This is a genomic window from Kitasatospora sp. NPDC088742 (genome assembly GCF_055584905.1).
The window spans coordinates 1-14,054 of the sequence record NZ_JBVJLD010000053.1 but is presented as its reverse complement, the minus strand read 5'-3'; the positions used below and the strand labels follow the sequence as shown (position 1 = coordinate 14,054).

Here is a 14,054-nt window from a genome sequence, read left to right as displayed (position 1 = left end):
TGTCCGGATGACCACGCCCCTGCGCAAGGACGCCGCCCGCAACTGGGACCGGATCGTCTCCGTCGCCCGCACCCTGGTCGACCAGGGCACCGCGCTACAGCTGAACGACATCGCGCGGCGCGCCGGGCTCGGCGTGGCCACCGTCTACCGGCACTTCCCCACGCCCGAGGCACTGTTGGAGACGGTGGCCGCACCCAGCCTCCATGCACTGGCCGCCCACGCCGAGCGGGCCCTCGGCGAACCCGACCCGTGGACCGCCCTGGCAGACTTCCTGCACCACACCGTCGAGGCCCAGGTGGGCGACGCCTCGCTGCCGCCGGTCGTGGCCGCGCCCGCCGACGCCCTGCCGCGCACCACCGAGCTCAAGGCCACCCTCGGTACGGCCGGCGCCGCGCTCCTCGACCGCGCCCGTACCGCCGGCGCCGTCCGGCCCGACCTCGCGGCCGCCGACCTGGTGCCCCTGATGTGCGGGGTCGCCCACGCGGTGGACGTCCACGGGCCGGGCGACCCCGCCGACCGGGCGGCCACCGCCCACCGGTACCTGGACACGCTCCTGGCCGGCCTCCGCTCCGCTCCGCAGGCAGACTGACCCGCGCCCTTTCGGTGCCGCGGTGGTGGGGTGACACGCCGTCAGACCGGGAACACCCCTTCGGGCAGCGCCGAGCGCCCGCGGACCGGGCCGCCGACACGGCGCCCCATGGACACCACCACAGGAGAGAGACGCATGCCGAGCCAGGGATACCCCGAGAAGCCGCACATCTCCACGGCGCAGAAGCAGGCCGCCGCCGCGCCCGCCGCCGCGCCGGACCGGGCCGAGACCGAGGGGGTCGACGCGGTCGAAGCGGATTCGGCCAAGGACACCGAGCGCTGACGGCACATCAGCGGTGGGTACGCCCGACGTCCGGTCCGCCGGGGGAGCCGGGCGCACCCGTCAGGCGGGGTGCAGGAAGACCTCGTCGGTGTAGCACCAGGCCCAGGTCTCGCCGGGCTCGACGGAGCGGGCGACGTGGTGCCCGTGGTGGAGGTGGGCGTGCCGGTGGGCGTGCCGGCCGGGGGAGCTGTCGCAGCAGCCGACGTGTCCGCAGTGCAGACAGGCGCGCAGGTGGACCCAGGTGGTGCCGTTCCGGAGGCAGTCCTCGCAGGCGGGGACGGTGTCCACCGCGACCTCTCGCAGGTCGTCCAGATGGGCGCAGGTCCGCTGGACGACCAGGCCGGGGTCCACCGCGACACGCCACCACCGCTCGTCACCCATGCCGCCCACGCTACCTCTCCGCCCCCGTCGGCATGCCGTGGGGCTTGACCGCCCGTGGCGCGATGGTCACTGTTGGTGCCATGGCTGGGGGTCTTCGGGGCGGTGGGACGCTCGGGGCGGTGATCCGCTGCGTGCTGGTCCTCGGCGCGCTCGCGGGAGATCGGTCCTGGGCGGCGCGTGGGCGCTGGTCCAGGCGGACCGGTTGAGCGGTGGGAACCCGTAGGCGGCCTGGTCTCCGGCGTGCTGGGCCTGCTCTGGTGGGACCAGCAGATCCTCCACGAGCGCGCTGTGGTGACCCCGGGCGTGGTGGGCCGCCACTGGGAGGTCGGGGACGGCGTCGGCCTCGACCGGGCCCGCTTTCGGGGCCCTGGTGGTGGCACTCGCCGCCGCCGCACCGCACCGCTGGCTCCTCGCCGGAGGCCGGCTGTCCGGGGGCTGACCGTGAGCGGCGGCCGCCCGCCGACGGGGGGAGCCGCGGGCGGCCGGTCATTAGCCAGTCACTCGCCGGTCTCCCCGTCGATCGCTTCGCGCAGGAGGTCGGCGTGGCCGTTGTGGCGCGCGTACTCCTCGATCATGTGGGTGAGGACGTAGCGCGGTGAGATGCCGTCGCCGCGGAACTCGACGGCCTCGTCGATCGACGCGATCGTCTCCACGACGGCCCGGGAGGCGTCGCACTCCGCGTGCCAGAGGGTGAACGCCTCGCCCGGGTCGGCGTCGTCCACCTGGAACTCGCCCCGCCCGTCGTCGCCGGCCGGCCACAGCGGCTTGAGGTCCTCGCCGTTCAGCACCATCCGGAACCAACCCCGCTCCACTTCCGTCAGATGGCGCACCAGGCCGAGCAGCGACAGCTCCGAGGTCGGCACCGCCCTCCGCTTCAGCTGCTCCTCGTCGAGGCCACGGCACTTCATGGCGAGGGTGGCGCGCTGGTGGTCGAGGAAGGCGACCAGCGACGTGCGGTCGTCGGCCGTCATGGGCGGGTGCGTGCGGTGGTCTTCACTCATCCGGTGATGATCGCAGAGTCCCGGCCGTCCGGTCAGTCACGTGTGCGAACGAGGCTGACGGGTAGCCATCTTCCCTACGAGGACCGGCAGTCAGGGGGATGCGATGGGCAACGGCCTGGTGACCAACGACGGGCACCGCGTGGGCGTCGGGGACCGTGTCCGGTCCAGGAACCACCTGCCGTGGATCATCCGCCGGATCGGTGCGAGGGCAGGCCTGCCCGGCATGGTCTGGGCCTTCATGGACCGCGACCCGGCGTACCCCGCCCAGGCCGACCTCGACAGCACCCTCACCACGGCGGAGCCGGACTTCTCGACGTACCTCTACCGGTCCCACCCCCGCGACAGCTCCTGTGCGGCGGCAGGGTGCTGGTGACACCGACCTTGTTCGCACCGAACTTCGGGTGGGTGAGCACGTACATCAGCGCGGGCTCGTCGTCATACCGACGCAGCGGACAGCACGACCCGCCCTCGGGCCGCTCCCGCTTACGCGCGCGCAGCACCATCTCGGCGAGGCCCTGACGCTGGCCCTGCTCGGCCTCGCCCACGGCGAACTCGGCCGCCTCCCGGAGGCGTCGCACCACCTCGACGCCGGGCTGGCGCTGGCCGAACGCACCGGCCACCGCGAGGCCCGCTGGCTCGCCCTGACCGTCCGGGCCGAACTGCGCACCCGTACCGGCCACCCACGCGAGGCCGTGGACGACCCGCCGCGACACCGGCGACGGCTCCCACCGCGCCCCAGGCCTGCCCGGCACCACCGGGATGCGCGGCCGTCACCCCCGCGGTCGGGCTGCCCTCCAAGGCGCCTGGAAACTCGGACGACCCTGTCCTGTCCCTGGCCCGCTCCCTCCCGTTTGCTGACGGTGGGTGGGGCGGTTGGCGGCGGCGGGTCGGGTACGGCCGACCTGCGGCGCGTGCGGGGCCTCGCGCCCTCTGGTGCGACGTGTTCACCGCAGTCCTGCACTCACCCCGTCCACCGCCAGCCGGCCAGCATGGTGTCCAGCTCCCGCACCCGGTCCGACCAGGTCTGCGGCTGGGCCGACAGGTGGATGAGCAGCTGTTCGCCGCCGTCCTCCACCAGGACGAAGCGTGAGCGGTCCTCCCCTGGTGGTTGGCCTTCGAGGACGAGGGCCCGGTGTCCGCCGACGAGGGTCTCGTGGCCGCCCTGTGCGAGGAGGGTCGCCTTGGCGGAGTCGATCGGGAACTCGGTGGTCCGGGTGATCGTGACCTGGGCGCGCAGCACGAAATCCTCCGGGCGGATCCGCAGCTGCGCTCCGGTGCCGTCCGGTTGGGAGCTGACATCGAACCAGCCGGGGGCCAGGAGGAACCGGTAGTCGCCCGCCCCGACCCAGCCACGGTCCCCGACCGACGCCCCGGCCAGAGTCGGCGCGGCGCGGCTCTGCCGGGTCACCAGGTGCCCGGCCAGGTACAGGCCGGCGAGCAGCGGCAGCACCGCCGCCAGGGCGAACCCGCGCCCGCCGACCGCCCACCGCCGCACCCGCAGACGTGGCGAAAGCCGCCCCGCCACCCAACTCCGCAGGCCGAGCCAGGGCGGCAACAGCAGTACGCACAGCACGCCGGTCACCCCGGGGAGCAGCTGGACCATCAGAACGACGCCGTCCCCGGCGGGCGCGGAGAGGCACCCCCGGCTGGACGGGCGCAGCGCGAAGGCGTCCACGCAGTGGCCGAGGAGTGGCTGCGCGACCATCGCGAACGCCCCTACGGCGGCGCACACGAGGGCTGTCGTCGCCCCGCGCAGCAGCCCCGTACGCGGCTCCCGGCCGGCCGCGACCAGGCCGGCCAGCAGTGCGATCACATCGGCGGCCAGGATCAGCCAGACCTGGAAGCGGATGACGAACTCGTGGCTCCACCGCTCCAGCAACGGCAGTTGGTGCGCCTGCCAGGCGGAGAGCAGGATCAGCACCGCCACGGCCGCACCCGCGATCAGCCCCGCTCGCGAACCCGCCCTGATCGCCGCCATCGACTCGCCCGCCCAGGGCGGCCGGTTCCGCAGTCGCTGCCTGATCGCGATGCCCGCGACCACGGCGGCCGACACCACGGCACAGCCGAGCACCGCGGGCACGGCAGCGGAGGCGTATGCCAGCCCGGGCAGCGCGAACGGCTGCGCCAGTTCGGACAGTGCGGTGCCCGGGCCCTGCCCGGACAGCGGAGCGAGCGTCAGGAACGCCTGGTCGACCAGGCGCAGCACGATCGTGTAGGCGACCGTTGCGAGCACGAGCACCACCGTCAGCAGGATGGCCCGCGAGGCCCTTCCGGACCCGGCCGGGCTCGCACCGATGGCCCGGGCCGCAGTGGCCGCGCCTCGGACCACCCAGCAGGTCACCGGAGTGGCGAGCGCGACGACGAGCGGCACCCAGGCGACGGCCCAGACCAGCAGGCCCAGCGCGTCGATCCGACCGAACGCCGTCTCCAGGGAGAGCAGCGGACCGAGCGCCAGACCGGCCGAGAGCCCCAGGGCGAACGGCCAGACCCGGTCCCTCCCGGTCCGTTCCCTCCCGGCTCGGGCCTGCGGGCCCGGACGCCACTGCCCACCCACCACGGCCGCCGCCACCGGTACGGCGATGGCCGCAGCGGTCCAGGCGGCCTGGGCCGGGTCCGACACCAGCAGCCATGCCGCCCGGCTCAGCCCGGTCAGCCCGACCATGGCGACCAGGCCGATACCCAGACCCCCTCGGAAGTTCTGCCCGAACAACGGCGCGGAGCCGTTGAGGGCCGCCAGCCGTGCGCCGGGAGCCGGGTGCAGCCGGGGCCGTGCTCGGCGTGACGGGGTCGGCATGCCCGAGAGGATTCTTGCCAGCGCGTCCCCTTCCGCAGTTCCGGAACCGACCCGGGCGTCGGCCTGGAACTCCCGGGAGCGGACCAGCGCCGCCAGCAGCACCACGCTCACCATCAGCAGACCGACCACCCGCAGGACGAACCCCGCCACCAGCCCGGGCGGTGCCCCGCCCGGGCTGGTGGCGAACCAGAGTGCGGCCCCGCCCACGACCAGGGCGAACGCCCCCGTGAGCGCCAGAGCCGCGTACGTCTGGTCGACATCCCGGTTGCGCAGGTGCGCGAGCTCGTGCAGGACGGTGGCCCGGAACGCGGCCGGGTCGGTGTGGTGACGCACCACGAGCCCGGCGCTGAGGACGACCGTGCGCCGACCCGGCAGCCCGGCCACGAAGGCCGACGGCACCGGATCGAAGGGGCGGCTGAGGAATCGCACGCGTCCGGCGCCGGCCGTCCGGCGCAGCCGCTCCAGCTCGGTCAGCAGCAGAGCGGCGTCCGAGGGGTCGAAACCACGCAGGCGGTAGCGGCGGGCGAGAACCGGCGGGTGCGCCGCGTACAGGAGCGCCGCGACGACCAGGACGAGGACCAGACCGCCGACGAGCCAGCGCAGTTGGTCGTGCTGAGCGGGGGCCGCGCACGCTTCGACTGCGGCGAGCTGCCCGCTCGTGTACGAGATCCAGTCGGAGAAGGACGGCAGGTCGGTGATGCCGGTCGGCACCCCGCCGAGCGGATGGGCGGTCAGGCACCGGTTCCACAGGCCGATCCAGTTCCGGCCACCGGGGGAGATCGCGAAGGCTCCCCGGGCAACGATCAGGGTCGACAGCGCCACCTCGATCGAGAGCAGCGTGAACAGGACCGAGGTGACGGCCCGTCCGCTCGACCGGGCGCCGGCCGATCCCACGTCACTCCCCGGCGGGCAGGGCGGGGGAGGGCACGGCCAGTGCTCCGACGATCGCGTCCGCCAGCAGGCGCTGCTGAGCCTCCGTCAGGGCCAGGTCGGCTGCGCACCTGGTGACCTCGGTGCGCAGCAGGGCGAGCTCCTCGGCGGTGAACTCCACCCGGGCAGCGCCGTCCTGTGGCGCGCCGACCCTGCCGAGGCGCAGCCGGATCCGGCTCAGCAGACCTCCGGCTCCGTCGACCGCCCGCTCCGCCGCCCTCGCGCTCAGCGCGCCCCACAGCTGACGGCAAGCCTCCAGCACCACCGGTGTCAGCAACACCACCGCGGCGTCGAGGCCGAACCCCAGCAGCGCATCCCGGTCGGAGCGGTCGAGCCTGACCCCGCGGGCGAAGTACGCCTCGCTCAACTGGGTGAACAACGGCATCTCTCCGGGGGCGAGACCCTGCACCCCGGCGCGGCCCAGCGCCGCCACGACCCGCTCGTCCTCCGACTGCCGCAACGTACCCCCCACGTGTGGCTCCACAGCTCGCAGTGGCCGGCCGCCGGACGGTGCCGCATCCCCCTCGGCCGACCTGAAGTGACTGGCCGTCAATGTACTTGGTTCACAAGGAATTCACCGGACTTTCGAGGAAAGGCGTCGGCGCCGGCACGCCGACCTCCCGCCCCGCGGCCACCGCTGAAGAAGGGCTCGCCCCGTCCCCGAGCAGGCCATCGCATCGATTGCCAAGGGCCTTGCCCGGCGCGGCGACATGTCTGTCGGTACGGGCTGTCGCTGTCCTGTCGTACGGTCCCCGGGCTGGGAAGGCCGGCTGGCCCAGGACCTCCGGGGTAACCGGCAGGAGTGAAGCGCGGAGTACGCGAGCTGGGATGTCGTCACGGTGGACGAGCGAATCCAGTGGGGTTGCGTCCAGGGAAGTGGTGTACGGGTTCCATCCGTCCCTGGGGTTTCGTCCCGGTGATGGGTGCCGCCCGAGAACGTGAGACGACCACCCGCTGATTCTTCGAGAACGACATCGGCTCCGAGATCCTCGGCCGCTGCCGCCTCCACCCGATCGAGGGAGAAACCCCGACGAGACCACCCTGACCGCACTCACCGCCTGGCACCGGCACGTCACCCTGGCGATGCTCGCCCTCGCGTTCCTGGCCGTCGCCGTCGACGACGCGCGGCCGACCAGGCCTGCGGACCCGAACCGTCCCGCCCGCAGCGGAGAGCCGGTCGACCTCACCGTCCCGGAGGTTCGCCGCTTGACCGGTGCAGTGTTCAGTCCTCCGGACACCTCCGTGCGTGCGCTCCTGCACTGGAGTGCCAGAAGCCGGCCAAGCCGGGCCGGACCCGCTCCCGGCCCGCCGTCCCGGTCGCTGACGCCCCCGTCCACCTGGCGGCATTCAACCGTGAGGACGACCCGCACCACGAGAGTGCCGAGGCCTGCCAGCTGCCCGGGGGTCGACCATCACGGGATAGGGCGCGCCCGCCGGGCCGGGCGTAGCCGTTGTGATCGCGGAGTTCGACGGCGGTGCGTGCCGTCCCGTGCGGGCGCACCCTGACGTCTCCGTGGCCTGCGGGAGGGACAGCCCGTCGCTGAGGAGTTGGCGGGCGAACGTCCAGGCCACCGGGGTGTTGTCGAGGGTGTGCTGGCGGCGAGCTGCGGGGCCGAAGAGCATGCGGACGGCGAAGGGGTCACTGCTGTGGTACTCGATCTGCGCCGTGAAGCGAACCGGTGCCAGCGGCACGATCAACAGTCCGGTGATCGGGTGGACGACCGATTCGTGCGACATGGTGGGCACTCCCGTGAGCTGGCGGCCCGATCGGCGGTGTGAGCTGCGTGTTCCCGTGATCGCCGGGGTCATGCTCCTACGGCCGGGTGAACAGTCCCGCCGGCCGGACCCCGCCGACCGGTGAGGCGGTTCGCGGGGCCGCGCACAGGACGGCGGCGGGCCCACCCGCCGGTGGGGCCGTCGCCGTCCTGTCCGTGGGCATCTCGGTGTCGCTCTGACGGTCCGTCGGCTACCCGGGCATCCGGACCCCGTGCCTCCGACTTCCGCGGAATTCAGCCCTTGAAGGCGTCCTTGACGTGTTCGCCGGCCTGCTTGAGGTCGCCCTTGACCTGGTCGGCCTTGCCCTCGGCTTCGAGGCGCTCGTTGCCGACCGCCTTGCCGACGGTCTCCTTGGCCTTGCCCTTGATCTTGTCAGCGGTGTTCTCGGCCTTGTCGCTCGCGCTCATCGCACTCTCCTCCGGTAGTTCGCGGACTGTCCTGCACGGGAGCGCCTGCCCGCCGACCGCCGGAAGATTCCTATGAATAATCGCCACCGACCAGGGCAGCCGGTCCTCCGACACTGACTGTGGAGGTCATGATGGTTCCCCTTCTTCTGGTCCTGCTGCTCGCCCTTCTGCTGTTCGGCCTCGGATTCGCGGTGAAGATCCTCTGGTGGGTCGCGATCATCGTGCTGGTGGTCTGGCTGGTGGGTTTCGTCGCCCGGGGCACCGGCGCGTCCGGCAGCCGCGGCCGCTGGTACCGCTGGTAACAGCGGCGGTCGGCTGCGGCTGACCGTCGGCCCGCAACGGGTAGGACCACCGAAGTCGACCAGGAGGCTTCCGTGTCCGAGCGCTACCGCACCGCCTACGACGCTCAGGTGTCGGCAGCGTCCTGGACGGCCTCGATCTGCCCGCCACCGCGATCGTCGGCCACTCCTACGGCGCCTGGCTCGCCACCCACTTCGCCCTCCACGCGCCTCGGCGGGTGACCCGCCTGGCCGCCCGGGCCCGCCGACCGGTGCCGCATGCGGAGATCGAGGTCATGGAGGGGATGACCCACCACACGATCCCCACCGCCGCCCCGGCCGGCTTGGCCGGCTTGGCCGGGACGTCGGACCGGCCCCGTGCCGCCGACGACCCGGCAAGCCGGGCACAGGGCCGTCTGACGGGCTCTCAGGCGAACTCGGGGGAGTTCCTGATCTCGTCCATGGTGCGGTTGATCCACACGGTCTCCTCGGCGGTGCCGACCCGGGTGATGGCGCCGACCGGGAGGAGGACCTCGCGACCGAAGATCCACGGGCCGGTGTCGACCACGATGTGCGCGGCGTCGACCACGTCGGTGTGCTTGTCCACCTTGCCGATGTGACCATCGGTGGCCTCCACCCTGTACCCCGTCAGGTCGGTACCCGCCGTGTCGTTCTCGGTGCTCTCGTAGCTCCGAAGTCCGCTGGTCACCACTGCCTCCAGGGTTCGTCGTCGTCGCTCTGACGCTGCCTCGGCTACCCGGGCATCCGGCGCGCATTCCTACGACTACCCGGGAGGGTGAATCCGGGGCCTGCCCAGGTGAGAGGGCTCAGGGGCCGTTGTCGGGACCGGTGATGTCGGCCAGGCCGGAGATGGCCAGGATCGGCTCCAGGACCGGATTGGCGATGAGTTCGAGCCGGCCGGCGTGGAGGAAGATCACGTTCAGGCCCGCGCTGTCGAGGTACTCGACGGCGCTGAGGTCGAGTACCAGGGGACCGGGGGTCCCGTCGAGTGCGGCGGCCAGGGCGGCGGTGTTGCTCATGGCGATCTCACCGGCCGCGGCCGGCACGGCCCTGCCGTCGTCGCGCCGGCCGGGCGTGAGGCTCAGGGGAGTGGTCATCAGGTGATCCTCGTCTGCATGTCGACGGTGGTTCCGGCCGGTCCGGGGCTGATGGTGACGTGCTGCATCAGGGCGCGCATCAGGCGCGTTCCGCGTCCTCGGTCGGTGTTGCGCCCGGGCTGGGGTGGCTTCCAGCGTCCGGTGTCGGCGACGGTCAGGCGCAGGGTGTCGACGAAGGCCTCGGCCCGCAGGCTGATGGTGCCGTCGGGGGTGTCGCGGTGGCCGTGCTCGATCGCGTTGGCGCACGCCTCGCCTGCGGCGACGAGGATGTTCTGCACGGTCGTCCGCGGGAGATCGCACTGGGCGAGCCAGCCCCGTAGAGCGCTGCGGACCGGGGCGAGGTGGGAGGAACGGGCGGGGAAGGACAGCTCCAGCGGGGCCGGGTGGCGGTACAGCATCAGGGCGACGTCGTCGTTGTAGCCGGCGGTGGGGGCCAGGCGGGCCATCACGTCGGTGGCCAGGTCGTCGACGGCCGTGTTGCGTCCGTCCTGGAGTACTTCGCCGGCCTGGTCGATGCCGGCCGTGATGGGGCGGCGGCGGCGCTCGACGAGACCGTCGGTGTACAGCAGAAGGGTGGAGCGGGGCGGGATGACGCAGGTGCTCTCCGGACGCGGTCGGCCGGGGAGGACGGCCGGCGGCAGGGAGCGTCCGTCCTCCAGGAGCAGGGTGGTGCCGTCGGGCCGGGCCAGGATGCCCGGCGGATGTCCGGCGCTGGAGTAGGTCAGACGGCCGGTCCCGGCGTCCAGGACACCGCAGAAGACGGTGGTGCAGGCCGCGCCGGGCACGCTGGCGGCGAACTGGTCCATGGCGGTGAGCTCGCGGGAGGGGGAGACGTCCTGCAGCAGCAGGGCGCGGCAGGCGCTGCGCAGCTGGCCCATGACGCTGGCCGCGCCGAGTCCGCCGTGCACCTCGAGCTCGACGACGGCCGGTTGACGCTGCTCGCGGTGGCCGAGGACGGGTCCAGTCCCGGGGCCTCGCACCTGTTGGCCTACCAGGTGGCCTGGACGGCGGTGAAGTACCGCCCGTCGTAGAGCAGTTCGCCCCCGAGCTCGGCCGCCAGCTGGCCGGGGACGAAGCGCCGGCGGTAGATCCGGTAGGTGACGCCGTCGATCTCACGCGCCTCCAGGCCCTCGGTGGGCGTCGGCCCGTCCGCCCGCAGGTCGACCACCAGCAGGGAGCGCCCGACCCGGCGGGCCTCCGCCAGGAACCCGGCCCGCTCCTGCTCGCGCAGCAGCCCGTAGAGGTTGGCGGCGAACACCGTGTCCACCCCGCCGTCGGCCACCGGCAGTCCGGGCAGCCGGGCCCGCACCAGCGCGGCGTGGTCCCCGAGCCGCTCCCGTGCCAGCGCGATCATCGCGGCGCTCTGGTCCAGCGCGACCACCTGGCCCGGCAGGAACCCGGTCCACACCGCGGTCCCGCAGCCGACCTCCAGGACCCGCCCCGGCCGCAGAGCGGCCAGGCGCCCGCCCAGCTCCGCCGTCTCCCGGTCGAGTCCGGCGTCCACCACCGGGTCACCCCGGTGGCTGGTCGCGTCGTACACCGGGGCCCGGTGCTCGTAGTACCGCTCACGCACGAAATCCCGCATACGGCGCAGTATCGCCCCGCCACCCTGCCCCCGCGCGGCCCGCCACCCTGCCCCCGAACGGCCCCGCGCCCCGGCCGAAGACGGCCGCCCGGCCGGGGTGTCCCGCACCCCCCGTGGGCGGCCGGCCACGATCGCGGCGCAGCCGGGCCCACCCTCGGCTGGTGAACGCGGGGGAGCTTCGCCTTGTTGGTGGGGCCGGCCGGGGTTGGTGAGGTGTGTCGGGGGTTCTGCCGGTGGGGGTGGTGGTGTGTGGGGTGGTGGCCCGGCACGCTAGTTTGCGGGGGTGAGTTTTCTTGATGAGGTGGCCGAGCGCGACGGCTGGCGGTGCTGGGTGTGCGACGAGCCGGTCGATCCCGGTATGTCGGTGAACGACGACCGCGGGCCCAGTGTCGACAGTCGTACTGCGGACCGGAAGGCGAAGGTCGCGGAGCGGCTCGCGCACCGTGGCTGCAATACCCGCAAGGGTGCGGTGAAGGTGGTCATCGCGTGGCCGGAGCGCCTCTACGTGGTCGAGCCCGCGCCGTTGATCACGGTGGCGGGGCGTCTGGAGCGCAAGGGCGGGCGGGAGATGGTGGGCCGCTGTCCGACCAGGCGGGACGCCCAGGAGGCGGCGGACTGGCTGGTCGACCGGTTCTCCCGGTTGGTGCCGGGGCTGCCGGTGAGCGTCGGGATCGAGCCGGGCGGCGGCCAGTTCCTCCTCGTGTTGAGCACCGGCCGCCGCTGACCGGACGGGCCGGCCGGCCCAGCCAGGTGCCGGTACCCGGCTGGGCGTGGCTCGGCGGGTTCTCGAGGAGCGCGCGGTGCTTTGCCCGTGGCCGCCGTCGGTGCGGGTGGTTCAGGGCTTGCGGGCCACGCCGGACCAGTAGTAGGCGGCGGAGGGGTCGGTGGGCTCCCCGCCCTCGGGGCGCCAGCCCATGACGGGGACCACGCCCGGGTCGAGGAGCTCCCAGTCGCCGAAGAACCGCGCGACCTGGTCGCGGGTGCGCGGCACCAGCGTCATCTCGCCCCTGGCCGCGGCCTTCACGACGGCGGCCATGGCAGCCGGGTCGAAGTCCGATCCGGGGTGGGTGATCGCGACGTAGCTGCCGGGGGCGAGGGCGTCCATCAGCACGCGGGCCTTGCCCCAGGGGTCGTCCGAATCGGCCAGCAGCATCAGCACGGCCACCAGCGTCAGCCCCACCGGCTGGTCGAGGTCCAGGGTGTTGGCCAGGGCCGGGTCGGCGAGGATCTTCTCCGGGTCCCGCAGGTCGGCGTGGATGTAGGCGGTGCGGCCGGAGCCGGTGCTGTCCATCAGCGCGCGGGCGTGGGCCAGCACGATCGGGTCGTTGTCGACGTAGACGACGCGACTGTCCGGGGCCGTGGCCTGGGCGACCTCGTGGGTGTTGCCCTCGGTGGGGATGCCGGTGCCGACGTCGAGGAACTGCCGGATGCCCGCCTCGCCGGCGAGGTGGCGCACCGCGCGGCCGAGGAACTTGCGGTTCTCCCTGGCCATCGTCTTGATGCTGGGGATGGCCTGCTCGAAGGCCTCGCCGAGCGCCCTGTCGGGCGGGAAGTTCGTCTTGCCGCCGAGCCAGAAGTCGTACATCCGCGCGGAGTGCGGGATGTCGGTGCGCAGGTCCACCCGCTCGATCGCCGGGTCCTCCAGCCCGCGCACCATCCACTCGATGTTCTCCGGCATCATCCACCCCTTGTCCACGCGAGCGCCCCTGACGGGTCGTCAGGAAAGGCATCCTAGTCCGTGCCTTCGCACTGTCGACGGGGCGGTCCGGAGCCGCAGGGCCCGGGTCGGCGCCGTGGCCGGGAACCCGCGCCGGGGTAGGCGCTGTCGTGCCCGGTGACCTGCACGGATGCCCACCCACCCCTGGGTGAGGCCCGGACGCGACAAGGCCCGGGGCGACAGGCCACAGCCTGCCCCCGGGCTGGATCGGCTGACGCCTACTTGTTGAACAGGACGGAGCGGAACTTGACGTCCGTGCCGCCGCTGCCGCCGCGTGCCTTGAGGGGGAAGGACTCGCCGTCGCAGTCGGCGTCGGTGTACACCGTCGCGATGGAGTTGGTGCGGTTGCGGGGGGAGTGCGCGGGCGTGGCCGGCTCGGCGACCTCATCCAGGTTGATGCACACACGGGCCTGCGGATCCTTCAGGAAGCCTTCGAGGGTCTTGCCGCCGCTCTCGTAGGTGTAGCCGAAGGTGCCGGTCGCGGCCCCTGCCGGCGTCGGCAGGCTGAGGGTGAGCGTGAGCGCGCCCAGGCCGACGGTGAGAGAGGAACGGAAGCGCATGACGGGCGTCCTTAGGTGTCGGGGGCGGGAGTGTGCTCTCACGATGTCCTTGCCCGGCTGGCCCCCGTGGGCCCCGGGCTGTTGTGTCGCCCGTCCGGGGCACGCCGATGCGCCAGCTGGCGGAGCGCCCGTCCCCGGCCCTCGGTACCCAGGCGCCCTGCTCTCTCGTCGCCGGGATCTGGCCGCCCGCGTCTCCACCCCGGCCGACCACGCGTTTCCTGTCGGCGCTCTACAGCCCGCACCTGGGCGGCTGAGCGCCTGCCACCGCCTGCCCGGCGGGGCGTTGGTCCGTCGTCCGGGGACGGAGACGACGAAGCCCCCCTCCACCGGCCGAGGTCGGTGGAGGGGGGCTTCCGGTGCCTTCCGGCGGGGTCAGACGCTGAGGACCTGGCCGGGCAGGATCATGTCGATGTCGGCGCCGATGACGGCGGCGTTGGTGGTGTAGAGGGTGTTGAGGTTGACGCCGTGGGCGGCGGCGATGGCACCGAGGGTGTCGCCGCTCTTGACGGTGTAGCTGCCACCGGTGCTCTTCTGCACCGGGGCGGCCGGGGCGGCCGGGGCGCTCTTCTCGACGGGCTTGCGCTCGGTGCCGCGCGAGGCCGCGGTGGTGTCGTTCTTCGGCGCGGCCTTGGTGCT

Annotated in this window: 17 protein-coding genes and 2 pseudogenes; 6 read left to right on the top strand and 13 right to left on the bottom strand. The window is 73.3% G+C overall.

The features are described from left to right. Window positions 1–7 precede the first annotated feature (7 nt). Window positions 8–589 carry a TetR/AcrR family transcriptional regulator gene (locus tag ACZ6ZR_RS31545; protein ID WP_465648187.1) on the top strand — a complete coding sequence of 194 codons (582 nt, stop codon included), beginning with the start codon at window positions 8–10 and terminating at the stop codon, window positions 587–589. 135 nt (window positions 590–724) lie between these two features. Continuing rightward, a complete protein-coding gene (locus ACZ6ZR_RS31540) occupies window positions 725–871 on the top strand; it encodes a hypothetical protein (RefSeq protein WP_465648185.1) in 147 nt (48 codons plus the stop codon). A gap of 60 nt (window positions 872–931) precedes the next feature. On the opposite strand, the gene ACZ6ZR_RS31535 is transcribed toward ACZ6ZR_RS31540, so the two are convergent. Both ACZ6ZR_RS31535 and ACZ6ZR_RS31530 read right to left on the bottom strand, forming a co-directional pair. Further along, entirely contained in the window at window positions 932–1,252 is a 321-nt protein-coding gene (locus ACZ6ZR_RS31535) for a UBP-type zinc finger domain-containing protein (RefSeq protein ID WP_465648183.1), read from the bottom strand. Between the two features lie 497 nt (window positions 1,253–1,749). Further along, window positions 1,750–2,253: a DinB family protein gene (locus ACZ6ZR_RS31530; protein WP_465648181.1), complete on the bottom strand. Its 504-nt coding sequence runs from the start codon at window positions 2,251–2,253 to the stop codon at window positions 1,750–1,752. A 103-nt stretch (window positions 2,254–2,356) separates the two neighbouring features. Here ACZ6ZR_RS31530 and ACZ6ZR_RS31525 point away from each other — a divergent pair, with 103 nt between their 5' ends. Beyond that, complete coding sequence (locus ACZ6ZR_RS31525; RefSeq protein ID WP_465648179.1) at window positions 2,357–2,626, top strand: hypothetical protein; 270 nt, start codon at window positions 2,357–2,359, stop codon at window positions 2,624–2,626. A gap of 588 nt (window positions 2,627–3,214) precedes the next feature. On the opposite strand, the gene ACZ6ZR_RS31520 is transcribed toward ACZ6ZR_RS31525, so the two are convergent. The 4 genes from ACZ6ZR_RS31520 to ACZ6ZR_RS31505 form a co-directional block, all read right to left on the bottom strand. After that, window positions 3,215–5,941 (bottom strand): M48 family metallopeptidase, encoded by a 2,727-nt coding sequence (locus ACZ6ZR_RS31520; RefSeq protein WP_465648177.1) that lies wholly within the window; start codon window positions 5,939–5,941, stop codon window positions 3,215–3,217. A 1-nt stretch (window position 5,942) separates the two neighbouring features. After that, window positions 5,943–6,449, bottom strand: coding sequence for a hypothetical protein (locus ACZ6ZR_RS31515; protein WP_465648175.1), 507 nt, complete (start codon window positions 6,447–6,449; stop codon window positions 5,943–5,945). Between the two features lie 875 nt (window positions 6,450–7,324). Continuing rightward, window positions 7,325–7,714, bottom strand: coding sequence for an SsgA family sporulation/cell division regulator (locus tag ACZ6ZR_RS31510; RefSeq protein WP_465648290.1), 390 nt, complete (start codon window positions 7,712–7,714; stop codon window positions 7,325–7,327). Window positions 7,715–7,986: 272 nt separating this feature from the next. Further along, on the bottom strand, window positions 7,987–8,160 hold the full coding sequence (locus tag ACZ6ZR_RS31505; RefSeq protein WP_465648173.1) for a CsbD family protein: 174 nt from the start codon (window positions 8,158–8,160) through the stop codon (window positions 7,987–7,989). Window positions 8,161–8,291: 131 nt separating this feature from the next. Between ACZ6ZR_RS31505 and ACZ6ZR_RS31500 the strand changes: the two genes are divergently transcribed. Together ACZ6ZR_RS31500 and ACZ6ZR_RS31495 are read left to right on the top strand one after the other, a co-directional pair. Further along, the gene (locus ACZ6ZR_RS31500; RefSeq protein ID WP_402304300.1) at window positions 8,292–8,462 is read left to right on the top strand and encodes a hydrophobic protein; all 171 of its coding nucleotides are present in this window, start codon (window positions 8,292–8,294) and stop codon (window positions 8,460–8,462) included. A gap of 122 nt (window positions 8,463–8,584) precedes the next feature. After that, window positions 8,585–8,833 (top strand): annotated as a pseudogene (locus ACZ6ZR_RS31495) (alpha/beta fold hydrolase); the annotation flags it as partial. A gap of 32 nt (window positions 8,834–8,865) precedes the next feature. Here ACZ6ZR_RS31495 and ACZ6ZR_RS31490 read toward each other — a convergent pair. The 4 genes and pseudogenes from ACZ6ZR_RS31490 to ACZ6ZR_RS31475 form a co-directional block, all read right to left on the bottom strand. Then, window positions 8,866–9,147 (bottom strand): PRC-barrel domain containing protein, encoded by a 282-nt coding sequence (locus tag ACZ6ZR_RS31490; protein ID WP_465648172.1) that lies wholly within the window; start codon window positions 9,145–9,147, stop codon window positions 8,866–8,868. 118 nt (window positions 9,148–9,265) lie between these two features. Continuing rightward, the gene (locus tag ACZ6ZR_RS31485; protein ID WP_465648170.1) at window positions 9,266–9,556 is read right to left on the bottom strand and encodes an STAS domain-containing protein; all 291 of its coding nucleotides are present in this window, start codon (window positions 9,554–9,556) and stop codon (window positions 9,266–9,268) included. Beyond that, a pseudogene (locus ACZ6ZR_RS31480) lies at window positions 9,556–10,458 on the bottom strand (SpoIIE family protein phosphatase); the annotation flags it as partial. The gene ACZ6ZR_RS31485 and the pseudogene ACZ6ZR_RS31480, both read right to left, overlap by 1 nt. A gap of 86 nt (window positions 10,459–10,544) precedes the next feature. Continuing rightward, the gene (locus tag ACZ6ZR_RS31475; RefSeq protein ID WP_465648168.1) at window positions 10,545–11,141 is read right to left on the bottom strand and encodes a class I SAM-dependent methyltransferase; all 597 of its coding nucleotides are present in this window, start codon (window positions 11,139–11,141) and stop codon (window positions 10,545–10,547) included. 283 nt (window positions 11,142–11,424) lie between these two features. Here ACZ6ZR_RS31475 and ACZ6ZR_RS31470 point away from each other — a divergent pair, with 283 nt between their 5' ends. After that, a complete protein-coding gene (locus tag ACZ6ZR_RS31470; protein ID WP_465646803.1) occupies window positions 11,425–11,865 on the top strand; it encodes a hypothetical protein in 441 nt (146 codons plus the stop codon). Window positions 11,866–11,976: 111 nt separating this feature from the next. Here the strand turns inward: ACZ6ZR_RS31470 and ACZ6ZR_RS31465 are convergent, their stop codons facing one another. From ACZ6ZR_RS31465 to ACZ6ZR_RS31455, 3 genes are all read right to left on the bottom strand, one after another. Continuing rightward, a complete protein-coding gene (locus tag ACZ6ZR_RS31465) occupies window positions 11,977–12,837 on the bottom strand; it encodes an SAM-dependent methyltransferase (RefSeq protein ID WP_465648166.1) in 861 nt (286 codons plus the stop codon). A gap of 239 nt (window positions 12,838–13,076) precedes the next feature. After that, window positions 13,077–13,418, bottom strand: a complete 342-nt coding sequence (locus ACZ6ZR_RS31460) for a peptidase inhibitor family I36 protein (protein ID WP_465648164.1) — start codon at window positions 13,416–13,418, stop codon at window positions 13,077–13,079. A 372-nt stretch (window positions 13,419–13,790) separates the two neighbouring features. After that, a partial coding sequence (locus tag ACZ6ZR_RS31455) for a LysM peptidoglycan-binding domain-containing protein (protein ID WP_465648162.1) occupies window positions 13,791–14,054 on the bottom strand: 264 nt, incomplete at its 5' end.